The organism is Stappia sp. (assembly GCF_965276915.1).
In the GTDB taxonomy this organism is placed as follows: Bacteria; Pseudomonadota; Alphaproteobacteria; order Rhizobiales; family Stappiaceae; genus Stappia.
Genome location: NZ_OZ255709.1, coordinates 4,052,650 through 4,066,470, shown reverse-complemented (window position 1 = coordinate 4,066,470; position 13,821 = coordinate 4,052,650). Strand labels below are relative to the sequence as shown.

The window sequence follows — 13,821 nt, the reverse complement described above, 5'->3', positions numbered from 1 at the left end:
TAAATAAATCGCGAATATAATGGTATATCAGTGTTCTTCCGTAGTGATCAGTACCTGAACATCTCCGAAAGAATACGCTCGTCCCAGTTGTGGTCGGCGTCGAAGAGCGCCAGGCTGGAGGAATTCTTCTCCTCCCGAACCCGAACCTCGATGACGTTGCGGATCTCCGTATAGTCGGCCGCCGCGCTGACCGGCCGCTTTGCCGGATCGAGGACGGTGATGCGCACTTCGACATAGTTGGGCAGCAGCGCGCCGCGCCAGCGCCGCGGCCGGAAGGCGCTGATCGGAGTGAGAGCCAGCAGTTGCGCGTCGATCGGCAGGATCGGGCCGTGGGCGGAGAGGTTGTAGGCGGTGCTGCCGGCCGGCGTGGCGACGAGAACGCCGTCGCAGACCAGTTCCTCCATGCGGATGCGCTCGTCCACCGACAGGCGCAGCTTCGCCGCCTGGTGAGTTTGCCGCAGCAGCGAGACCTCATTGATTGCCAGCGCTGAATGAACATGGCCGAGGGCGTCGGTGGCCTCCATCACCAGCGGATGGATGCGGCTGACGACGGCCGAGCCGATGCGCTCGATCAGGTCGTCGGCGCCGTATTCGTTCATCAGGAAGCCGACAGACCCTCGGTTGAGGCCGTAGATCGGCTTGCCGGTGTTCATGAAGCGGTGCAGCGTCTGCAGCATCAGCCCGTCGCCGCCAAGGGCGACGATCACGTCCGCCTTCTTGGGGTCGTGGGCGCCGTAGCGGGCCTCGAGCTCGCGGCGCGCGTCGTCCGCCTCCTCGGTCTCGCTTGAGACGAAGGCCAGTTTCTCGATAGGGTGCGGCAGCCGGTCCATGTTTCTGACGTAGCACGGGCCGGAGTGATTTGGGACCCGTCTTTTGAGGCAGGCGATATGGATATCCGGTTGATCTACGCGACTTTTCCGGACATGGCCACGGCTCGAACGGCAGCCGGCCCGCTGGTGCGGGGCGGGCTCGCGGCCTGCGTCAACATGTGGCCGGGCATGGTTTCGCTCTATTGCTGGGAAGGCGCTGTGGAGGAAGGCGAGGAGGTCGTCTTCCTCGCCAAGACCACCCTTGCCAGGCAGGACGAGGCGGTGGAGGCGATCCGCGCGCTGCACCCCTACGACGAGCCGGCCATCCTGGTGCTGCCGGTGGAGGGCGGCAGTGCGTCCTTCCTCGACTGGATCCGCGCGGGAAGCAGCGGGCAAGGCCCTGGCGCGAGCTGACCTCAGTCCGCGGCCGCGGCCGATGGCGGGATCGTCTTCAGATAGGCGGCGACGGCCTCGCGGTCGGCGGCGGGCAGTTTCGCCCAGCTTTCCTGCACCGCCGTCATGCTGCCGCCGACGCTGTCGAAATCCGGGGTGAAGCCGCTTTCCAGATAATAGGCGATGTCGGTCGCCGACCAGGAGCCGATGCCGTGCGGGGAGGGTGTGATGTCGGGGATGGAGCCCTCGCCGTCCGGATTCGGTCCGCCGCCCAGCCAGCGCGCCGTGTCGAGCCCGCCCAGCGCGTTGCGCGGCGTGTGGCATTCGGCGCAGTGGCCGGGTCCGGCGACCAGATAGGCGCCGCGTTCGGCCAGCTCGCCGGCACCCGGCGGTGCCGGGACCGGGGTCGTGTCGAGGAAGAGAAGCTTCCACAGCCCGAGCGCGCTGCGCCAGGAGAAGGGGAAGTCGAGAGCGTGGTCGGCGACCTGGTTGGCGGACGCCGGCAGCGTGTCGAGATAGGCCTTCATGTCGATCAGGTCGGTGAGGGCCATGTTGCGATAGGAGCCATAGGGGAAGGCCGGATAATAGTGCAGCCCCTCCGGCGAGGTGCCCTTGGTCATCGCGTTGAGGAAGTCCCCGTTCGACCAGCCGCCGATGCCGTGCTCCGGCGAGGGCGAGATGTTGGGAACCCGGAACAGGCCGAAGGGGGTGTCGAGTTCCAGCCCGCCGGCAAGTACCAGTTTGGCGTCGCCGCTCGCGCCCGGTGTCGCGTGACAGGAGGCGCAACCGCCGGCCCAGAACATGCGCTCGCCATTGGCAAGGTCGGGTGCGTGATCGGGGATCGACGCGGGATCGACCCGTTCGGGCCGGGTCAGGTAAAGCCCGCCGGCAATCAGCAGCAGGACGACGCCGACCAGACGGCGAAAGGTGCGACGGGTCATTCGGCGGTCTCCCTGCGAGAAAAAGGGCCCGTGGCCCGCAAGAAAAGGGCCTGCGGCGGCGGCTGCCGCGACGCAGGCATTCCCCGGGGAATGTCTCCCCGGGGATCATCTTCGTGCCCTTGTTAGATCAGTTTTTCTTGACGCGGTAGGTCTCGTGACAGGCGCGGCAGTTCTGCGCCACCGAGCCGAAGGCGCCCTTCAGCGCGTCGAGGTTCTCGCTGGCCGCCGGGATCGCGGCGAGCGCTGCGTTCTGCATGTCCATGGCGACCTTCTCGAAGCCGGCGCGGTCTTCCCAGATTTTCGGGCCGGCCTCGCTGGTGGCGGAATCGGAGCCTTCCGGGAACTGGGTGACGAAGCCGGCCGGCGTCGTGAACAGGATGCGCATGGCCAGCCCGGCAAGGGCGGCGTCATAGGGGATTTCGCCCTTGACCATCTTGCCGAGCGTGCCGGTGGCGGCGCCGACGGATTTCATCATGTTCTGGCGGATTTCGATCGGTTCGGCGGAGGCAATCGACGACGCTGCCAGCAAAGGCAGCGCGACTGCGATGGCACGGACGCAGGACTTGAGCATGTTCGGTTCTCCCTCGGTCGCGGCGACACTGGGCCGCGCGACCGGAATCTCGGCATTTTTCTCGTTGCCGCTCAAGCGCTTCGTCTTCACGAAGGCGTGACCTGACGGGCGCCGGCGAGCTGGCGGATGTGCTCGGCGGCCCGGTCGGGACCGACGCTCGCCGCGCGGATCAGCATGTCGAAATGCCGGGTCAGGGCGCGGATGTGCTCGACGGAATTGACCACGAGGTAGAGCGAGCCGAGAAAAAGGGCCGCGCGTTGCGGTCCGAACACCGTGTAGGCGGCCGAGTAGCGGTTGCGCGCGTCGAAGAGAAACAGGCGGAAGGTCGGGTAGAGCTCGTCGGCCAGACGGGCCATGTGATCGAGCTGATCCTGCCGGTCGCCGGGGCTGAGGGCGCTCCAGATGCCGGAGCCGGCTGCGATCTCCTCCAGCGTCTGCAGGGGCATGCAGACTTCCATGTCGGTCTCCGGGCGCCTTGTGTAGGCAAGCAGCCGGCGCCCCTGGTCGGCCTTGGCGGCGGCCTTGGCGGTTTCCGGCGCGCCGAACTCGTAGGCGAGCACCGCTTCGGTGCGCAGCAGGTCGGGAATGGTGGAGGGGACGTAGCGGATCTTGTAGCCGATCGCCTCCTGATGCCAGCTTGCCAGCAGCGTGTCGCCGCGCCCGTTCTCGGTCTGCTCGATCTGGATCGCAGGGGCGATACCGGCGGCATCCGCCGTCGTCTGCGTCAGGCCGAGCAGCCAGTCGGTGGTCACGCCCTCGGCGCGGGCGACGTCGGCGAGCGCCTCGGCACGCGGCATGCGGGTTGAGGCGGGGTCGAGGAAATGGCTGAGCGCCGAACGGTCGAGCCCGACGCGCTGCGCGAAACGGCCCGGCGGCTCGCCGCGCCGCGCAATCAGGACTGCCAGCCGTTCGCGGAAGAGTTCCGCCAGTTCCCGCTTGTCAGCCCGTGCCATACGAGCACCCCGCTTCCGCCGCGGGACGATCCACGGCACTTGTGATTACGAGATCAATTTGTGAATTCACACCAAAAATACGTTTTAGTTATTAAATCACATTTTGATTTGGATATCGACACATTGTCTCGGGGCATCGCCGGGAGGATGACTTGAGGGATCACCCTCAAGGAGTTGCAATCCGTGAAGCCCGATACCGTCCGACCGTCCCTTGCCGCGCATCCGGAGGCAGGTGCGGGAGGTCCGGTGTCGGCCCGGCTCTCTCCCGTATCCGGCCTTGCGGCGGGCATCGAGTGGCCGACCATCGCGCTCCTGGCCGGGGTGCATGTGCTCTTCGCGCTGCTGGTGATCGGCGCGCCCACGGTCGGGCCGCTCGCCTGGCTGGCGCTGGTGCCGGTGATCACGCTGCATTCCTCGCTGCAGCATGAATTGCTGCACGGGCATCCGTTCCGCAATCCCCGGCTCAATGCGCTGCTGGTGGCGCTGCCGCTCGGTCTCTTCATTCCCTACTGGCGGTTCCGGGCGTTGCATATCGCCCATCACGACGACCCGCGCCTGACCGACCCTTACGAGGATCCGGAAAGCTGGTACCTGCATCCGCGCGACTGGGCATCGGCCGGCCGGGCGCGGCGCGGCCTGCTCCGCATCAACAACACGCTCGCCGGGCGGATCGTGCTGGGGCCGCTGATCGGGCTTTCGGGCTTTCTGGCGGCGGAATTCCGGCTGGCCCTTTCCGGCCGGCGGGACGTGCTGCGCGCCTGGGGCTGGCATCTTGTCTTCGCCGGTGTCCTGGTCGCTCTGCTGCGCCAGGTGCCGGGCTTTTCCTTCGGCTGGTACCTTGCCGCCTGCTACGGCGCCTATGCGCTTTTATGCGTGCGCACGTATCTGGAGCACCGGGCGGAGGAGGAGGTCGGCCACCGCACCGTGCTGATCGAGGATCGCGGGCCGCTGGCCTTCCTGTTCCTGTTCAATTCCCTGCACGCGGTGCATCACCGCTTTCCGCGCCTGCCATGGTACCGGCTGCCGGAGGTGTATGCGCGGCACAGGGAGACCTTCGTCGCCGACAATGGCGGCTACGTCTACCGGTCCTATCTGGAGATCGCGCGGCGCTACGCCTTCACCGAGAAGGAGCCGGTGCCCCATCCGCTCGCCGGACGGGGCAACGCCCCCGATCGCTGAAGGTCAGACGGCGAATTCCGAAATGCCGCCATGGGCGGCCGACCAGGCCAGCGGCGCGTCGAGGAAGGCTTCCACCGAGGCAAGCGTCTCGGGCGGGAAGTGTCCGCCCTCGCGCGCGGCCGCGAGCACGTCGCGCCAGGTGGCGAGATAATGCAGCGTCAGGCCGTTGCGGGCCATGGCGTCGTGGGTCTCGGGGAAGATGTCGTAGAAGAACAGCACGATCGCATGATCGACCTGGGCGCCCGCCTTGCGCAGCGCCTCGGCGAAGCGGACCTTGCTGCCGCCGTCGGTGGTCAGGTCCTCGACCAGCAGCACCCGGTCGCCCTCCTTGAGCACGCCCTCGATCTGCGCGTCGCGGCCGAAACCCTTCGGCTTCTTGCGCACATACTGCATGGGCAGCGCGAGGCGTTCGGCAATCCAGGCGGAAAAGGGGATGCCGGCCGTCTCGCCGCCGGCGACCGCGTCGAGCGATTCGAAACCGATGTCGCGCAGGATCTTGGCCGTGGCGAAATCCATCAAGGTGGCGCGCAGGCGCGGATAGGAGATCAGCTTGCGGCAGTCGATATAGACCGGGCTCGCCAGCCCCGAGGTGAGCTTGTAGGGCTCGTCGGCGCGGAAATGGACCGCCTTGACCTCGAGCAGCATCTTCGCCGTCTGGCGGGCGACGAAGGCGGGATCCGGAAAGCTGATCAGGGTCATGTTCTGTCCTCTTGCTGCTGCCGCGTCTTGCGCGCTGCCGGCCCGGCCGGGGTGCCGGCAGGCGAAACCGTTCGACCCGCGATGCGGACCGTGCCGTTTTCGGACTGGGAAACATCGGGGAAAGATGGTGCCGGCAACAGGATTCGAACCCGTGACCCCCTGATTACAAATCAGGTGCTCTACCAGCTGAGCTATACCGGCATCGCGGCGGCATTTAGCACACCTTTGCCGCGCGCGCACCCGTTTCGAACGCGACTTTCCTCAAAAACCACCTTGTCCCCTGTACCGGCATGCAAACGGGGCTCACAGGGTCTCGAGAAAGGCGACCAGCGCCTCGATTTCGGCCCGCTCCAGTTCGAGTCTCTTCAGAAGCGCCGATGTGCGCGCAGCGTGGGGCAACAGAGGATCGGCCGCCTCCGCCTCGTTGCGCGGACGGATTCGCCCGCCGCCCTGGACGTAGAAGGCGATGACGTTGACGAGGCGGGGCAGGACCCCGTTGTGCATGTAGGGCGCGGTCAGGCGTACATGGCGCAAGGACGGCGTGCGGAACAGGCCGACATCCTGCGGGTCGCCGGTCTCCTCGTAGCGGCCCAGATCCTGAAGCCGCCTGCGAAAGAAGGTGAGCCCGAGATTGTGCATTTTCTCGTCGGTCAGCATCGGGCCGAAATGGCAGTTGGCGCAGCCCGCCTTGCCGCGAAAGAGGTTCAGGCCCCAAAGCTCCTCGTCCGAAAAGCGGACCGGCAGTCCGGCGGCGAAGCGGTCGAAACGGGTGCCGCGTTCCAGGGTGCGCTGGAAGGCGGCCAGGGCGTCGGCAACCTGCGAGAAGGAGATGGGCGTGTCGTCGTAGATTTGGCCGAAGGCGCGGACATAACCGGGTCTTGCGCGCAGGCGCGCGACCACGTCGGCGAGACTTTCGTTGGCCATCTCGACCGGGTTGAGCAGCGGGCCGGCGGCCTGTTCCTCGAGACTTGCCGCGCGGCCGTCCCAGAAGAAGGCGTCGCGATAGCCGACCCCGAAAAGCGGCGGGGCGTTGCGCCGCCCGGTCTTTCTTCCGTGGCCGACCGAAACCCTCAGCCCGTCGCCCCAGCCAAGCTGCCGGTTGTGGCAGGACTGGCAGGAAAAGTGCCCGGATGCCGAGAGCAGCGGGTCCTCGAACAGCCGCCGCCCGAGGCGGACCTTTTGCAGTTCCGCGCCCTCCGGTCGGGGACGTATCTCGAGCGGCCCGAGTTCGACGAAGGCGACCTCCGGCGCGACGTGAGCCGAAGGCCAGTCGGAGGCGGGGCGGGAGTATGCCCGGCGCAGCGCCTCGAAATCATCCGCGGCCGGCTGCGCCGGGAAGGTCGCGGCAAGCCTTGTGTCGCTTGCACGCCGCCAGTCCTCGCGCACGAGCAGGGCCGGCATGACGAAGACGATGGCGATGAACAGTCCCCAAAGGAGAACGAAGAGCCGGAAGAAGGGCATGGCGAGGTCTTCAGAACGTGGTGTTGAGGCCGACCCAGAAACTGCGCCCTTTCCGGAAAGGATTGCTGTTGCCGGCGCTCGCGTTGCCGATCTCGTTGAAGAGATTGTCGACCACGAGGTTGAGGCGCACGCTCCTGTGCTCCTGGCGCAGGAGCTCCAGGCTCGAATGCAGGTCGACCGTGAGCGTGCCGTCGAAGTCCCTGTCTTCCCAGACGTCGTGGCGGATGCCGTTGAATATTTCCGTGCGCCCGGTGTCACTGACACCGATGAAGGGGAAGTTGTAGTTGGCGGCGACGCCAAGACTGAACTTGCCTTCGTACCAGTTCGTCGTCATCGCGAGCTGGGCGCGCATGGGAATGTCGAGATTGCCGGTGACCACGGAGAAGCCGCCGACCGAATAGGACCTGCCGTTGTAGAGAATGCGGTCGAGAAGGTCGTCCTCGTCATAGAAGTAGCTGTCGGGCGAGAGTTCCTGCGCCGACCAGGTGAAGGACCCGGTCAGGGTCACCCGGTCGAGGGAACGCACCCGTTCGACATCCCAGGTCCTGGCATATTCGGCGGTGGCGGATTCGTAGGCGCCGGTGCCGGAATTGGTCAGGCGTCTGGTGTTGTTTCCAAGGTCTGCGCTGGCATACTGGTCCTTCATCGCCCTGTTGATGTAACGCAGGCGGAACGTGCCCTCGGTCAGCGGGTCGACGACCTTGATGCCGGCCGTCCATTCGTCCGTGTAGGGGGTGCGCAGGTCCGAGGCCTTGTTGCCGTAGACGCCGGTTTCGGTACGCATCGTCCAGGTGTCGGTGACATTGCCGCTGCCGTCATGGCTGCGGAGATAGGCCTGGCCGCGCGGCTGGTTGTCGCGGATGGCATACTTGACGCCTTCCGCGTCGTAGTAGCGGTTGAAACCGGCGGAGAGCTCGATCCGCTCGGTCGGCGTGATCGTCGCGGCGATGCGCGGGGCGACGTTGACGTTCTTCTGGTAGTCGTCGACCTGGAGGCGCAGGCCCGGCCGCACCGTCAGCCAGCCGAACGTCTGTTCGAGCTGCAGCCAGGCGTCGAACGAGTTGAGCGTCACCTTCGTGTCGTGGGCGTCCCAGACGGTCCTGGTATTCGCATACTGGTCGGGGCCGCAGGCCTCGCTCCCCAGGCAGTTGAACTGGCTCAGGCCGAGCGCGCGGGCATCCCACAAGGTGTTGACGCTGGTGTAGAAGGTGAAGTCGTTTTCGCGTGCCCGCCGGGCACTGGTATGGGCCAGGTCGTAGCCCGCCTCGAAGGTGCCGGCCCAGATCGAGCCGGCCGCGTTCTGGCTGAAGAGATACTGGGTCTGCCCCTGTTCCTTGTTTGCGCCGTATCCGCCCTCGCGGCAGATGACATTTCCGGTGGAGGTCGGGTCGACACGGCACCAGGAGAGGATGTCCGGGTCGCTTGAGGTCCAGTAGACAGTGTTGGTGCGGGCACTGCCTTCCCTGATCTGATAGACCCGCGCCACGTCGCTGTTGGTCTCGTTCCGGGTCGCGGTGTGCGAAACGACGGCCTTGCTGTCGAGCGTCAGGCCGAGAATCTGGCCAAACGGTGTGTCGAGGTTGCCGAACGTGTAGGAGTGCTTGAGCTTGCCGGCATAGGTCAGTGTGGAGACATTGACATGCAGGTCGCGCCAGTCCTTGCTTTCGAAGCCTTGCGAATAGTCGGTGACCATGCCTTCCAGCGAGAAGGTGCCGTAGTCGGTATTGGCATCCACCTGGAGCCGGTAGAACGCGTTCAGGGATTTTTCCCGGATGTCTCCCGAGTAGTAGATGTATTCCTTCTGCTTCTTCGTCGCCGCATCCGTCCGGCTGTATTGCACGATCGCGGAGAAGACTTCATTGATCGGGCCGCTGAGCGAGAACGACGATCTGATCTTGGTGAATTCGGGCGGCTTGCGTCCGAGCGGATTGGTGCCGTCCTCGGTCGCCACCACATAATTGACGAACCTGTCGGTTTCCACCGCGACGCTGGCCGTTCCCCTCCAGCGCCGACGGTCCGGCTTGGTCAGTTCGTAGGACACGACGCCGCCCTGGAAATTGCCGTATTTCGCCTGGGCGTTGCTGTCGATCACCGTCGCGCTCTCGACGAAGTCGGACGGCACGAAGATGGTCTGCGGGTGAAGGCCGTAGACCCGGTCGGCATTCGGTGTGTTCTCGTCGCTGGTCAGTTCCCCGCCGCCGTGGCGCTCGACCGAGCCGGTGACCGTGTTGGCCGGAATGCCGTTGACGATGAAATTGTTCTCGTAGATGCGCCCGCCGGAGATGGAGAGGAGCTCGGGGCGCGTGTTGAGGATCTGCTGCCCGTCGATGCCGGCGTCGGTGTCGGTCTCGTTCTGGTACTGGATGTTGGGCAGGCCGCGCAGGAAGGTGTTGGCATCGCCGCTGCCGTCGGTGCGCACGACGAAGTTGCCACGGTCGAGAGACGTCGTGCCGATATCGGCCGGGCTCTGGCTTCCCAGATAGTCGAGCAGCGGAACAACGATCTTCTGGAGTGCGGAGACGCCCAGCTGTGCGCCGGCCGCCGGCCGTTCGGCCGTATTGCGGTCCGTGGCTTCGCTGGCCGGGTCTTCGGCGATCGCCTCCGGAAGGGGGGCGGGGGCCTGCGTCTGGGCAAGGGAGGCTGTCGGCAGGGCGAGCACGAGCGTTGCGACACCGCTGATCGCGGTGCGCCTGGAAGTGGTGAGCACGATGGGACCCTCAATGAGTGTTTTGGGGCGGGAAGGGAGGGGTGGCTCGCGCTCGGGCTGGCTCGGGCGATCAGGCGCCCGGAAGGCAGCGGATATTTAAGTTGAGTAAATGAGTCAAGAATTATTGCGAAAATTCACAGGAGCGGTTTTCCGGGGCGCGAAAACCGCGCTCCGGACATGTTCAAACCCGAAAGGGCGTCAAAGCCCCATTTTCGTCCGGGTGACGTAGAGCGACAGCACGGCGGCGTTGGAGACATTGAGCGAGGCGATGGCGCCGGGCATGTCGAGCCGGGCGAGCGTGTCGCAGGCCTCGCGCACGCCCTGGCGCACGCCCTTGCCCTCCGATCCGAGCACCAGCAGCACCTTGTCGCCGAGTTCCGTTTCCTCCAGCCGGGCGGGGCCCTCGCTGTCGAGCGCGATGGTGCGGAAACCGGCCTCGCGCATGTCGGTGACGAAGCGGGCCATGTTCTTCACCCGCACATGGCGGACCATGTCGAGGGCGCCGGAGGCCGACTTGGCGAGCACGGACCCTTCTTCCGGCGCGTGCCGTTCCGTCGTCACCACCGCGTCGGCGGCAAGGGCGACGGCCGAGCGCAGGATCGCGCCGACATTGTGCGGATCGGTGATCTGGTCGAGAGCCAGGACCAGCCGGGCGCGGGCGAGATCGCGCGCGCCGAAGGCGGGCAGGGGATCGGCCTCCAGCACGGCGCCCTGGTGCACCGCGTCGCGGCCGACGAGGTGATCCAGCTGGCGCGGGGCGACCGTCTCGACGGGCACGTCGAAGGAGATGCCGCGTTCGCCCAGCCGGCGCTGGGCGTTCTCGGTGGCAAGCAGCCGGTGGCGCCGGCGGTCCGGATTGCGGAAGGCGGCCTCGACCGTGTGCAGCCCGTAGAGAAGCACGGGGCCGTCCTCCTCGCCGCGGTCCTGGCCGGGGCGGCCGCGCGGCTTCGCCCAGGGGCGGCGTCCGTCGCCGTCATGGGCGGCGCCGGGTCGTGCGGCGCCCTGGCCGCCGCTGCGCCCCGGGGGTCCCTTGCGCGCGAAGCGCGGTTTTTCGCGTGGGCTGCGCGGGCTGCCGCCGTCTTTGGCGGGCGGGCCGCCGGTGGGGTTCTTCGGTCCTGTCATGAAACGAGCGCTTATCCCGGAGGTGGCCGGCCGGCAAGGAGAAACCGCTTCGCGGCGGGGCGGTGTTTTTGTGTCCACAGCGGGCAAATGGGTGTTGACACCCCCATGCCTGTTCTACATAACACGCGCCACGGCAGCGGCCTTGCAATTGTTTTGCGAGGCGTTTTCGTGAAGCCATCCAGGACGCTTCGGCGATAGGGCGGTGAAACGGAGGAGTGCCCGAGTGGTTAAAGGGGACGGACTGTAAATCCGTTGGCTTTGCCTACGTTGGTTCGAATCCAACCTCCTCCACCATCCCTCCCTGCGGCCTGCGGCGGGTGTAGCTCAATGGTAGAGCAGCAGCCTTCCAAGCTGATGACGAGGGTTCGATTCCCTTCACCCGCTCCACTTGACGAGTTGCGTTCGATCCCGGTCTGGTTTCATGGCAACAGCTTGCCAAGCCGCAGCATCCACCGTCCTTAGGCGGTCGGGTCTCATTCGGATTTGATGGACTTAACCGCAAGCTAAGAGAGCGACGCCGATGGCGAAAGCAAAGTTTGAGCGGACGAAGCCGCACGTTAACATTGGCACGATCGGCCACGTCGACCATGGCAAGACGACGCTGACGGCTGCGATCACGAAGTTTTTCGGCGAGTTCAAGGCGTACGACATGATCGACGCCGCGCCGGAAGAGCGTGCACGCGGCATCACGATCTCGACGGCGCATGTGGAGTACGAGACGGAGAACCGTCACTACGCCCACGTGGACTGCCCGGGTCACGCCGACTACGTGAAGAACATGATCACGGGTGCGGCGCAGATGGACGGCGGCATCCTGGTTTGTTCGGCCGCCGACGGCCCGATGCCGCAGACGCGCGAGCACATCCTGCTTGCCCGCCAGGTCGGCGTTCCGGCGCTTGTCGTGTTCCTGAACAAGGTCGACCAGGTCGACGATGCGGAGCTTCTGGAACTGGTCGAGATGGAAGTGCGCGAGCTGCTTTCGTCCTACGAGTTCCCGGGCGACGACATTCCGATCGTTGCCGGTTCGGCGCTTGCGGCCCTCGAAGGCCGCGACGAGGCGATCGGCGAGACGAAGATCCGCGAGCTGATGGCTGCGGTCGACGACTACATCCCGACGCCGGAGCGTCCGGTGGACATGCCGTTCCTGATGCCGATCGAGGACGTGTTCTCGATCTCGGGTCGCGGCACGGTGGTCACGGGCCGCGTGGAACGCGGCATCGTCAAGGTCGGCGAGGAAGTCGAGATTGTCGGCATCCGCGACACCAAGAAGACGACGGTCACGGGCGTCGAGATGTTCCGCAAGCTTCTGGACCAGGGCCAGGCAGGCGACAACATCGGCGCACTGATCCGCGGCGTCGGCCGCGAGGACGTGGAGCGCGGTCAGGTTCTGTGCAAGCCGGGTTCGGTCACGCCGCACACGAACTTCAAGGCCGAGGCCTACATCCTGACGAAGGAAGAGGGTGGCCGTCACACGCCGTTCTTCACCAACTACCGTCCGCAGTTCTACTTCCGCACGACGGACGTGACGGGCGTGGTGAGCCTTCCGGAAGGCACGGAGATGGTGATGCCGGGCGACAACGTGTCGGTCGAGGTCGAGCTGATCGTGCCGATCGCCATGGAAGAGGGCCTGCGCTTCGCCATCCGCGAAGGCGGCCGTACCGTTGGCGCCGGCGTCGTCGCTTCGATCATCAAGTAATTGCGGACATCAGGCGGGAAAAATCCCGCCTGACCCGCACGGTATCAAGGGGCGCGGTCCGCAAGGGTCGCGCCCCTTTTTTCTTTGTCCGGCTTCCCTTGCCGGGGCGGGGACGAAAGTGAGCCCGCATGCGCGGCAGCGATGCGGCGGGGACGGGGACAGGAGGCAGGCGACCGCGACCAGGGCGCCGCTTTTGCCCGTCGCGGGTGCCGGAAGGTCCCGGGCAGCGTTCCACCGCGTCGGAAATTCGCGAGATATGTGAATAATTTGCGGGCTTTCACATTTCGCGCTTGAAGCCACCGGCAAAGTTATCTAAGTGAGACTGCGAAAGGTCTAGGGGTGTAGCTCAGCTGGTAGAGCATCGGTCTCCAAAACCGAGGGCCGGGGGTTCGAGTCCCTCCGCCCCTGCCACCTTTGCTCTTGATCGACGGGCCGTTAGGCCTTAATTAGGGCTTTCGACCAAGGCGCGTGGATGATTCCGCGCGCCTGTGTGTCGTGACAAGACCGGCAGTTGAATGGCGAAATCGAATCCTTTCACGTTCATCCAGCAGGTGCGTTCGGAAACGTCCAAAGTGACGTGGCCCACGCGCCGGGAAACCGCGGTGACGACCGTCATGGTGTTCATCATGGTATTCCTCGCCGCCATCTTCTTTTTGCTCGCCGACTGGCTGATGGGCCAGGGTATCGGCTTGCTTCTGGGTCTCGGCGGCTAAAGCGGGATCCGGTTCACAATCGGCTTGAGGGATTATGGCCAAGCGTTGGTATATCGTCCACGCCTACTCGAATTTCGAGAAGAAGGTGGCGGACGCGATTCGGGAAAAGGCGCTGCAGCAGGGTCTTGAGGATCTGTTCGAGGAAATCCTCGTTCCGACCGAGAAGGTCGTCGAGGTGCGGCGCGGCCGCAAGGTCGACGCGGAGCGCAAGTTTTTCCCCGGTTACGTTCTGGTCAAGATGGAGATGACCAACGAGGCGTTCCATCTGATCAAGAACACGCCGAAGGTCACCGGTTTCCTTGGTGCCGACCAGAAGCCGATGCCGATTTCCGAGGCCGAGGCCATGCGGATCCTGCATCAGGTGCAGGAAGGCGTCGAGCGTCCGAAGCCCTCGATCAGCTTCGAGATCGGCGAGCAGGTGAGGGTGGCGGACGGTCCGTTCGCGTCCTTCTCCGGTCTTGTCGAGGAAGTCGACGACGAGCGGGCGCGGCTCAAGGTGGCGGTGTCGATCTTCGGTCGGGCAACGCCCGTGGAGCTGGAATACGGTCAAGTCGAGAAGCTTTAAGCGGTTTTGCGG

Annotated in this window: 13 protein-coding genes and 4 tRNA genes; 8 read left to right on the top strand and 9 right to left on the bottom strand. The window is 65.5% G+C overall.

The features are described 5' to 3' along the window. Positions 1 to 47: 47 nt before the first annotated feature. Complete coding sequence (locus ACQY46_RS18965; protein ID WP_428697540.1) at positions 48 to 830, bottom strand: NAD kinase; 783 nt, start codon at positions 828 to 830, stop codon at positions 48 to 50. A gap of 69 nt (positions 831 to 899) precedes the next feature. Here ACQY46_RS18965 and cutA point away from each other — a divergent pair, with 69 nt between their 5' ends. Continuing rightward, entirely contained in the window at positions 900 to 1,223 is a 324-nt protein-coding gene (cutA, locus tag ACQY46_RS18960; RefSeq protein WP_428697539.1) for a divalent-cation tolerance protein CutA, read from the top strand. 2 nt (positions 1,224 to 1,225) lie between these two features. Here cutA and ACQY46_RS18955 read toward each other — a convergent pair whose 3' ends face one another. From ACQY46_RS18955 to ACQY46_RS18945, 3 genes are all read right to left on the bottom strand, one after another. After that, positions 1,226 to 2,143: a c-type cytochrome gene (locus ACQY46_RS18955; protein WP_428697538.1), complete on the bottom strand. Its 918-nt coding sequence runs from the start codon at positions 2,141 to 2,143 to the stop codon at positions 1,226 to 1,228. A 127-nt stretch (positions 2,144 to 2,270) separates the two neighbouring features. Beyond that, a complete protein-coding gene (locus ACQY46_RS18950; RefSeq protein ID WP_428697537.1) occupies positions 2,271 to 2,804 on the bottom strand; it encodes a c-type cytochrome in 534 nt (177 codons plus the stop codon). After that, positions 2,801 to 3,667, bottom strand: a complete 867-nt coding sequence (locus tag ACQY46_RS18945) for a helix-turn-helix domain-containing protein (RefSeq protein ID WP_428697536.1) — start codon at positions 3,665 to 3,667, stop codon at positions 2,801 to 2,803. Before ACQY46_RS18945 ends, ACQY46_RS18950 begins: the two co-directional genes overlap by 4 nt. 183 nt (positions 3,668 to 3,850) lie before the next feature. Between ACQY46_RS18945 and ACQY46_RS18940 the strand changes: the two genes are divergently transcribed. Next, positions 3,851 to 4,846, top strand: a complete 996-nt coding sequence (locus ACQY46_RS18940) for a fatty acid desaturase (RefSeq protein ID WP_428697535.1) — start codon at positions 3,851 to 3,853, stop codon at positions 4,844 to 4,846. A 3-nt stretch (positions 4,847 to 4,849) separates the two neighbouring features. Here the strand turns inward: ACQY46_RS18940 and ACQY46_RS18935 are convergent, their stop codons facing one another. The 5 genes from ACQY46_RS18935 to ACQY46_RS18915 all read right to left on the bottom strand — a co-directional run bounded on the left by ACQY46_RS18935 (position 4,850) and on the right by ACQY46_RS18915 (position 10,835). Continuing rightward, positions 4,850 to 5,545, bottom strand: coding sequence for an orotate phosphoribosyltransferase (locus tag ACQY46_RS18935; protein WP_306030800.1), 696 nt, complete (start codon positions 5,543 to 5,545; stop codon positions 4,850 to 4,852). Positions 5,546 to 5,670: 125 nt separating this feature from the next. After that, positions 5,671 to 5,746: transfer RNA gene (locus ACQY46_RS18930), tRNA-Thr, on the bottom strand. 102 nt (positions 5,747 to 5,848) lie between these two features. Further along, complete coding sequence (locus ACQY46_RS18925) at positions 5,849 to 7,006, bottom strand: cytochrome-c peroxidase (protein WP_428697534.1); 1,158 nt, start codon at positions 7,004 to 7,006, stop codon at positions 5,849 to 5,851. 10 nt (positions 7,007 to 7,016) lie between these two features. Next, positions 7,017 to 9,713 (bottom strand): hypothetical protein, encoded by a 2,697-nt coding sequence (locus ACQY46_RS18920; RefSeq protein WP_428697533.1) that lies wholly within the window; start codon positions 9,711 to 9,713, stop codon positions 7,017 to 7,019. 198 nt (positions 9,714 to 9,911) lie between these two features. Then, positions 9,912 to 10,835: a TrmH family RNA methyltransferase gene (locus tag ACQY46_RS18915; RefSeq protein WP_428697532.1), complete on the bottom strand. Its 924-nt coding sequence runs from the start codon at positions 10,833 to 10,835 to the stop codon at positions 9,912 to 9,914. Positions 10,836 to 11,044: 209 nt separating this feature from the next. On the opposite strand from ACQY46_RS18915, the gene ACQY46_RS18910 reads away from it, so the two are divergent. From ACQY46_RS18910 to nusG, 6 genes are all read left to right on the top strand, one after another. Further along, positions 11,045 to 11,129 (top strand) — tRNA-Tyr (locus tag ACQY46_RS18910). A gap of 19 nt (positions 11,130 to 11,148) precedes the next feature. Next, positions 11,149 to 11,222 (top strand) — tRNA-Gly (locus ACQY46_RS18905). A gap of 133 nt (positions 11,223 to 11,355) precedes the next feature. After that, positions 11,356 to 12,531, top strand: a complete 1,176-nt coding sequence (tuf, locus tag ACQY46_RS18900) for an elongation factor Tu (protein WP_428697522.1) — start codon at positions 11,356 to 11,358, stop codon at positions 12,529 to 12,531. 335 nt (positions 12,532 to 12,866) lie between these two features. Then, positions 12,867 to 12,942: transfer RNA gene (locus ACQY46_RS18895), tRNA-Trp, on the top strand. 104 nt (positions 12,943 to 13,046) lie between these two features. Next, positions 13,047 to 13,244 carry a preprotein translocase subunit SecE gene (gene secE / locus ACQY46_RS18890; protein ID WP_428697531.1) on the top strand — a complete coding sequence of 66 codons (198 nt, stop codon included), beginning with the start codon at positions 13,047 to 13,049 and terminating at the stop codon, positions 13,242 to 13,244. A gap of 34 nt (positions 13,245 to 13,278) precedes the next feature. Continuing rightward, positions 13,279 to 13,809, top strand: a complete 531-nt coding sequence (gene nusG / locus ACQY46_RS18885) for a transcription termination/antitermination protein NusG (RefSeq protein WP_306031378.1) — start codon at positions 13,279 to 13,281, stop codon at positions 13,807 to 13,809. Positions 13,810 to 13,821 lie beyond the last annotated feature (12 nt).

Bases quoted from the DNA above. Each gene is read 5' to 3' on its own strand.
- ACQY46_RS18965 (WP_428697540.1), bottom strand. From the start codon at position 830: ATGGACCGGCTGCCGCACCCTATCGAGAAACTGGCCTTCGTCTCAAGC.
- secE (WP_428697531.1), top strand. From the start codon at position 13,047: ATGGCGAAATCGAATCCTTTCACGTTCATCCAGCAGGTGCGTTCGGAA.
- ACQY46_RS18955 (WP_428697538.1), bottom strand. From the start codon at position 2,143: ATGACCCGTCGCACCTTTCGCCGTCTGGTCGGCGTCGTCCTGCTGCTG.
- ACQY46_RS18935 (WP_306030800.1), bottom strand. From the start codon at position 5,545: ATGACCCTGATCAGCTTTCCGGATCCCGCCTTCGTCGCCCGCCAGACG.
- tuf (WP_428697522.1), top strand. From the start codon at position 11,356: ATGGCGAAAGCAAAGTTTGAGCGGACGAAGCCGCACGTTAACATTGGC.
- ACQY46_RS18945 (WP_428697536.1), bottom strand. From the start codon at position 3,667: ATGGCACGGGCTGACAAGCGGGAACTGGCGGAACTCTTCCGCGAACGG.
- nusG (WP_306031378.1), top strand. From the start codon at position 13,279: ATGGCCAAGCGTTGGTATATCGTCCACGCCTACTCGAATTTCGAGAAG.
- ACQY46_RS18925 (WP_428697534.1), bottom strand. From the start codon at position 7,006: ATGCCCTTCTTCCGGCTCTTCGTTCTCCTTTGGGGACTGTTCATCGCC.
- ACQY46_RS18915 (WP_428697532.1), bottom strand. From the start codon at position 10,835: ATGACAGGACCGAAGAACCCCACCGGCGGCCCGCCCGCCAAAGACGGC.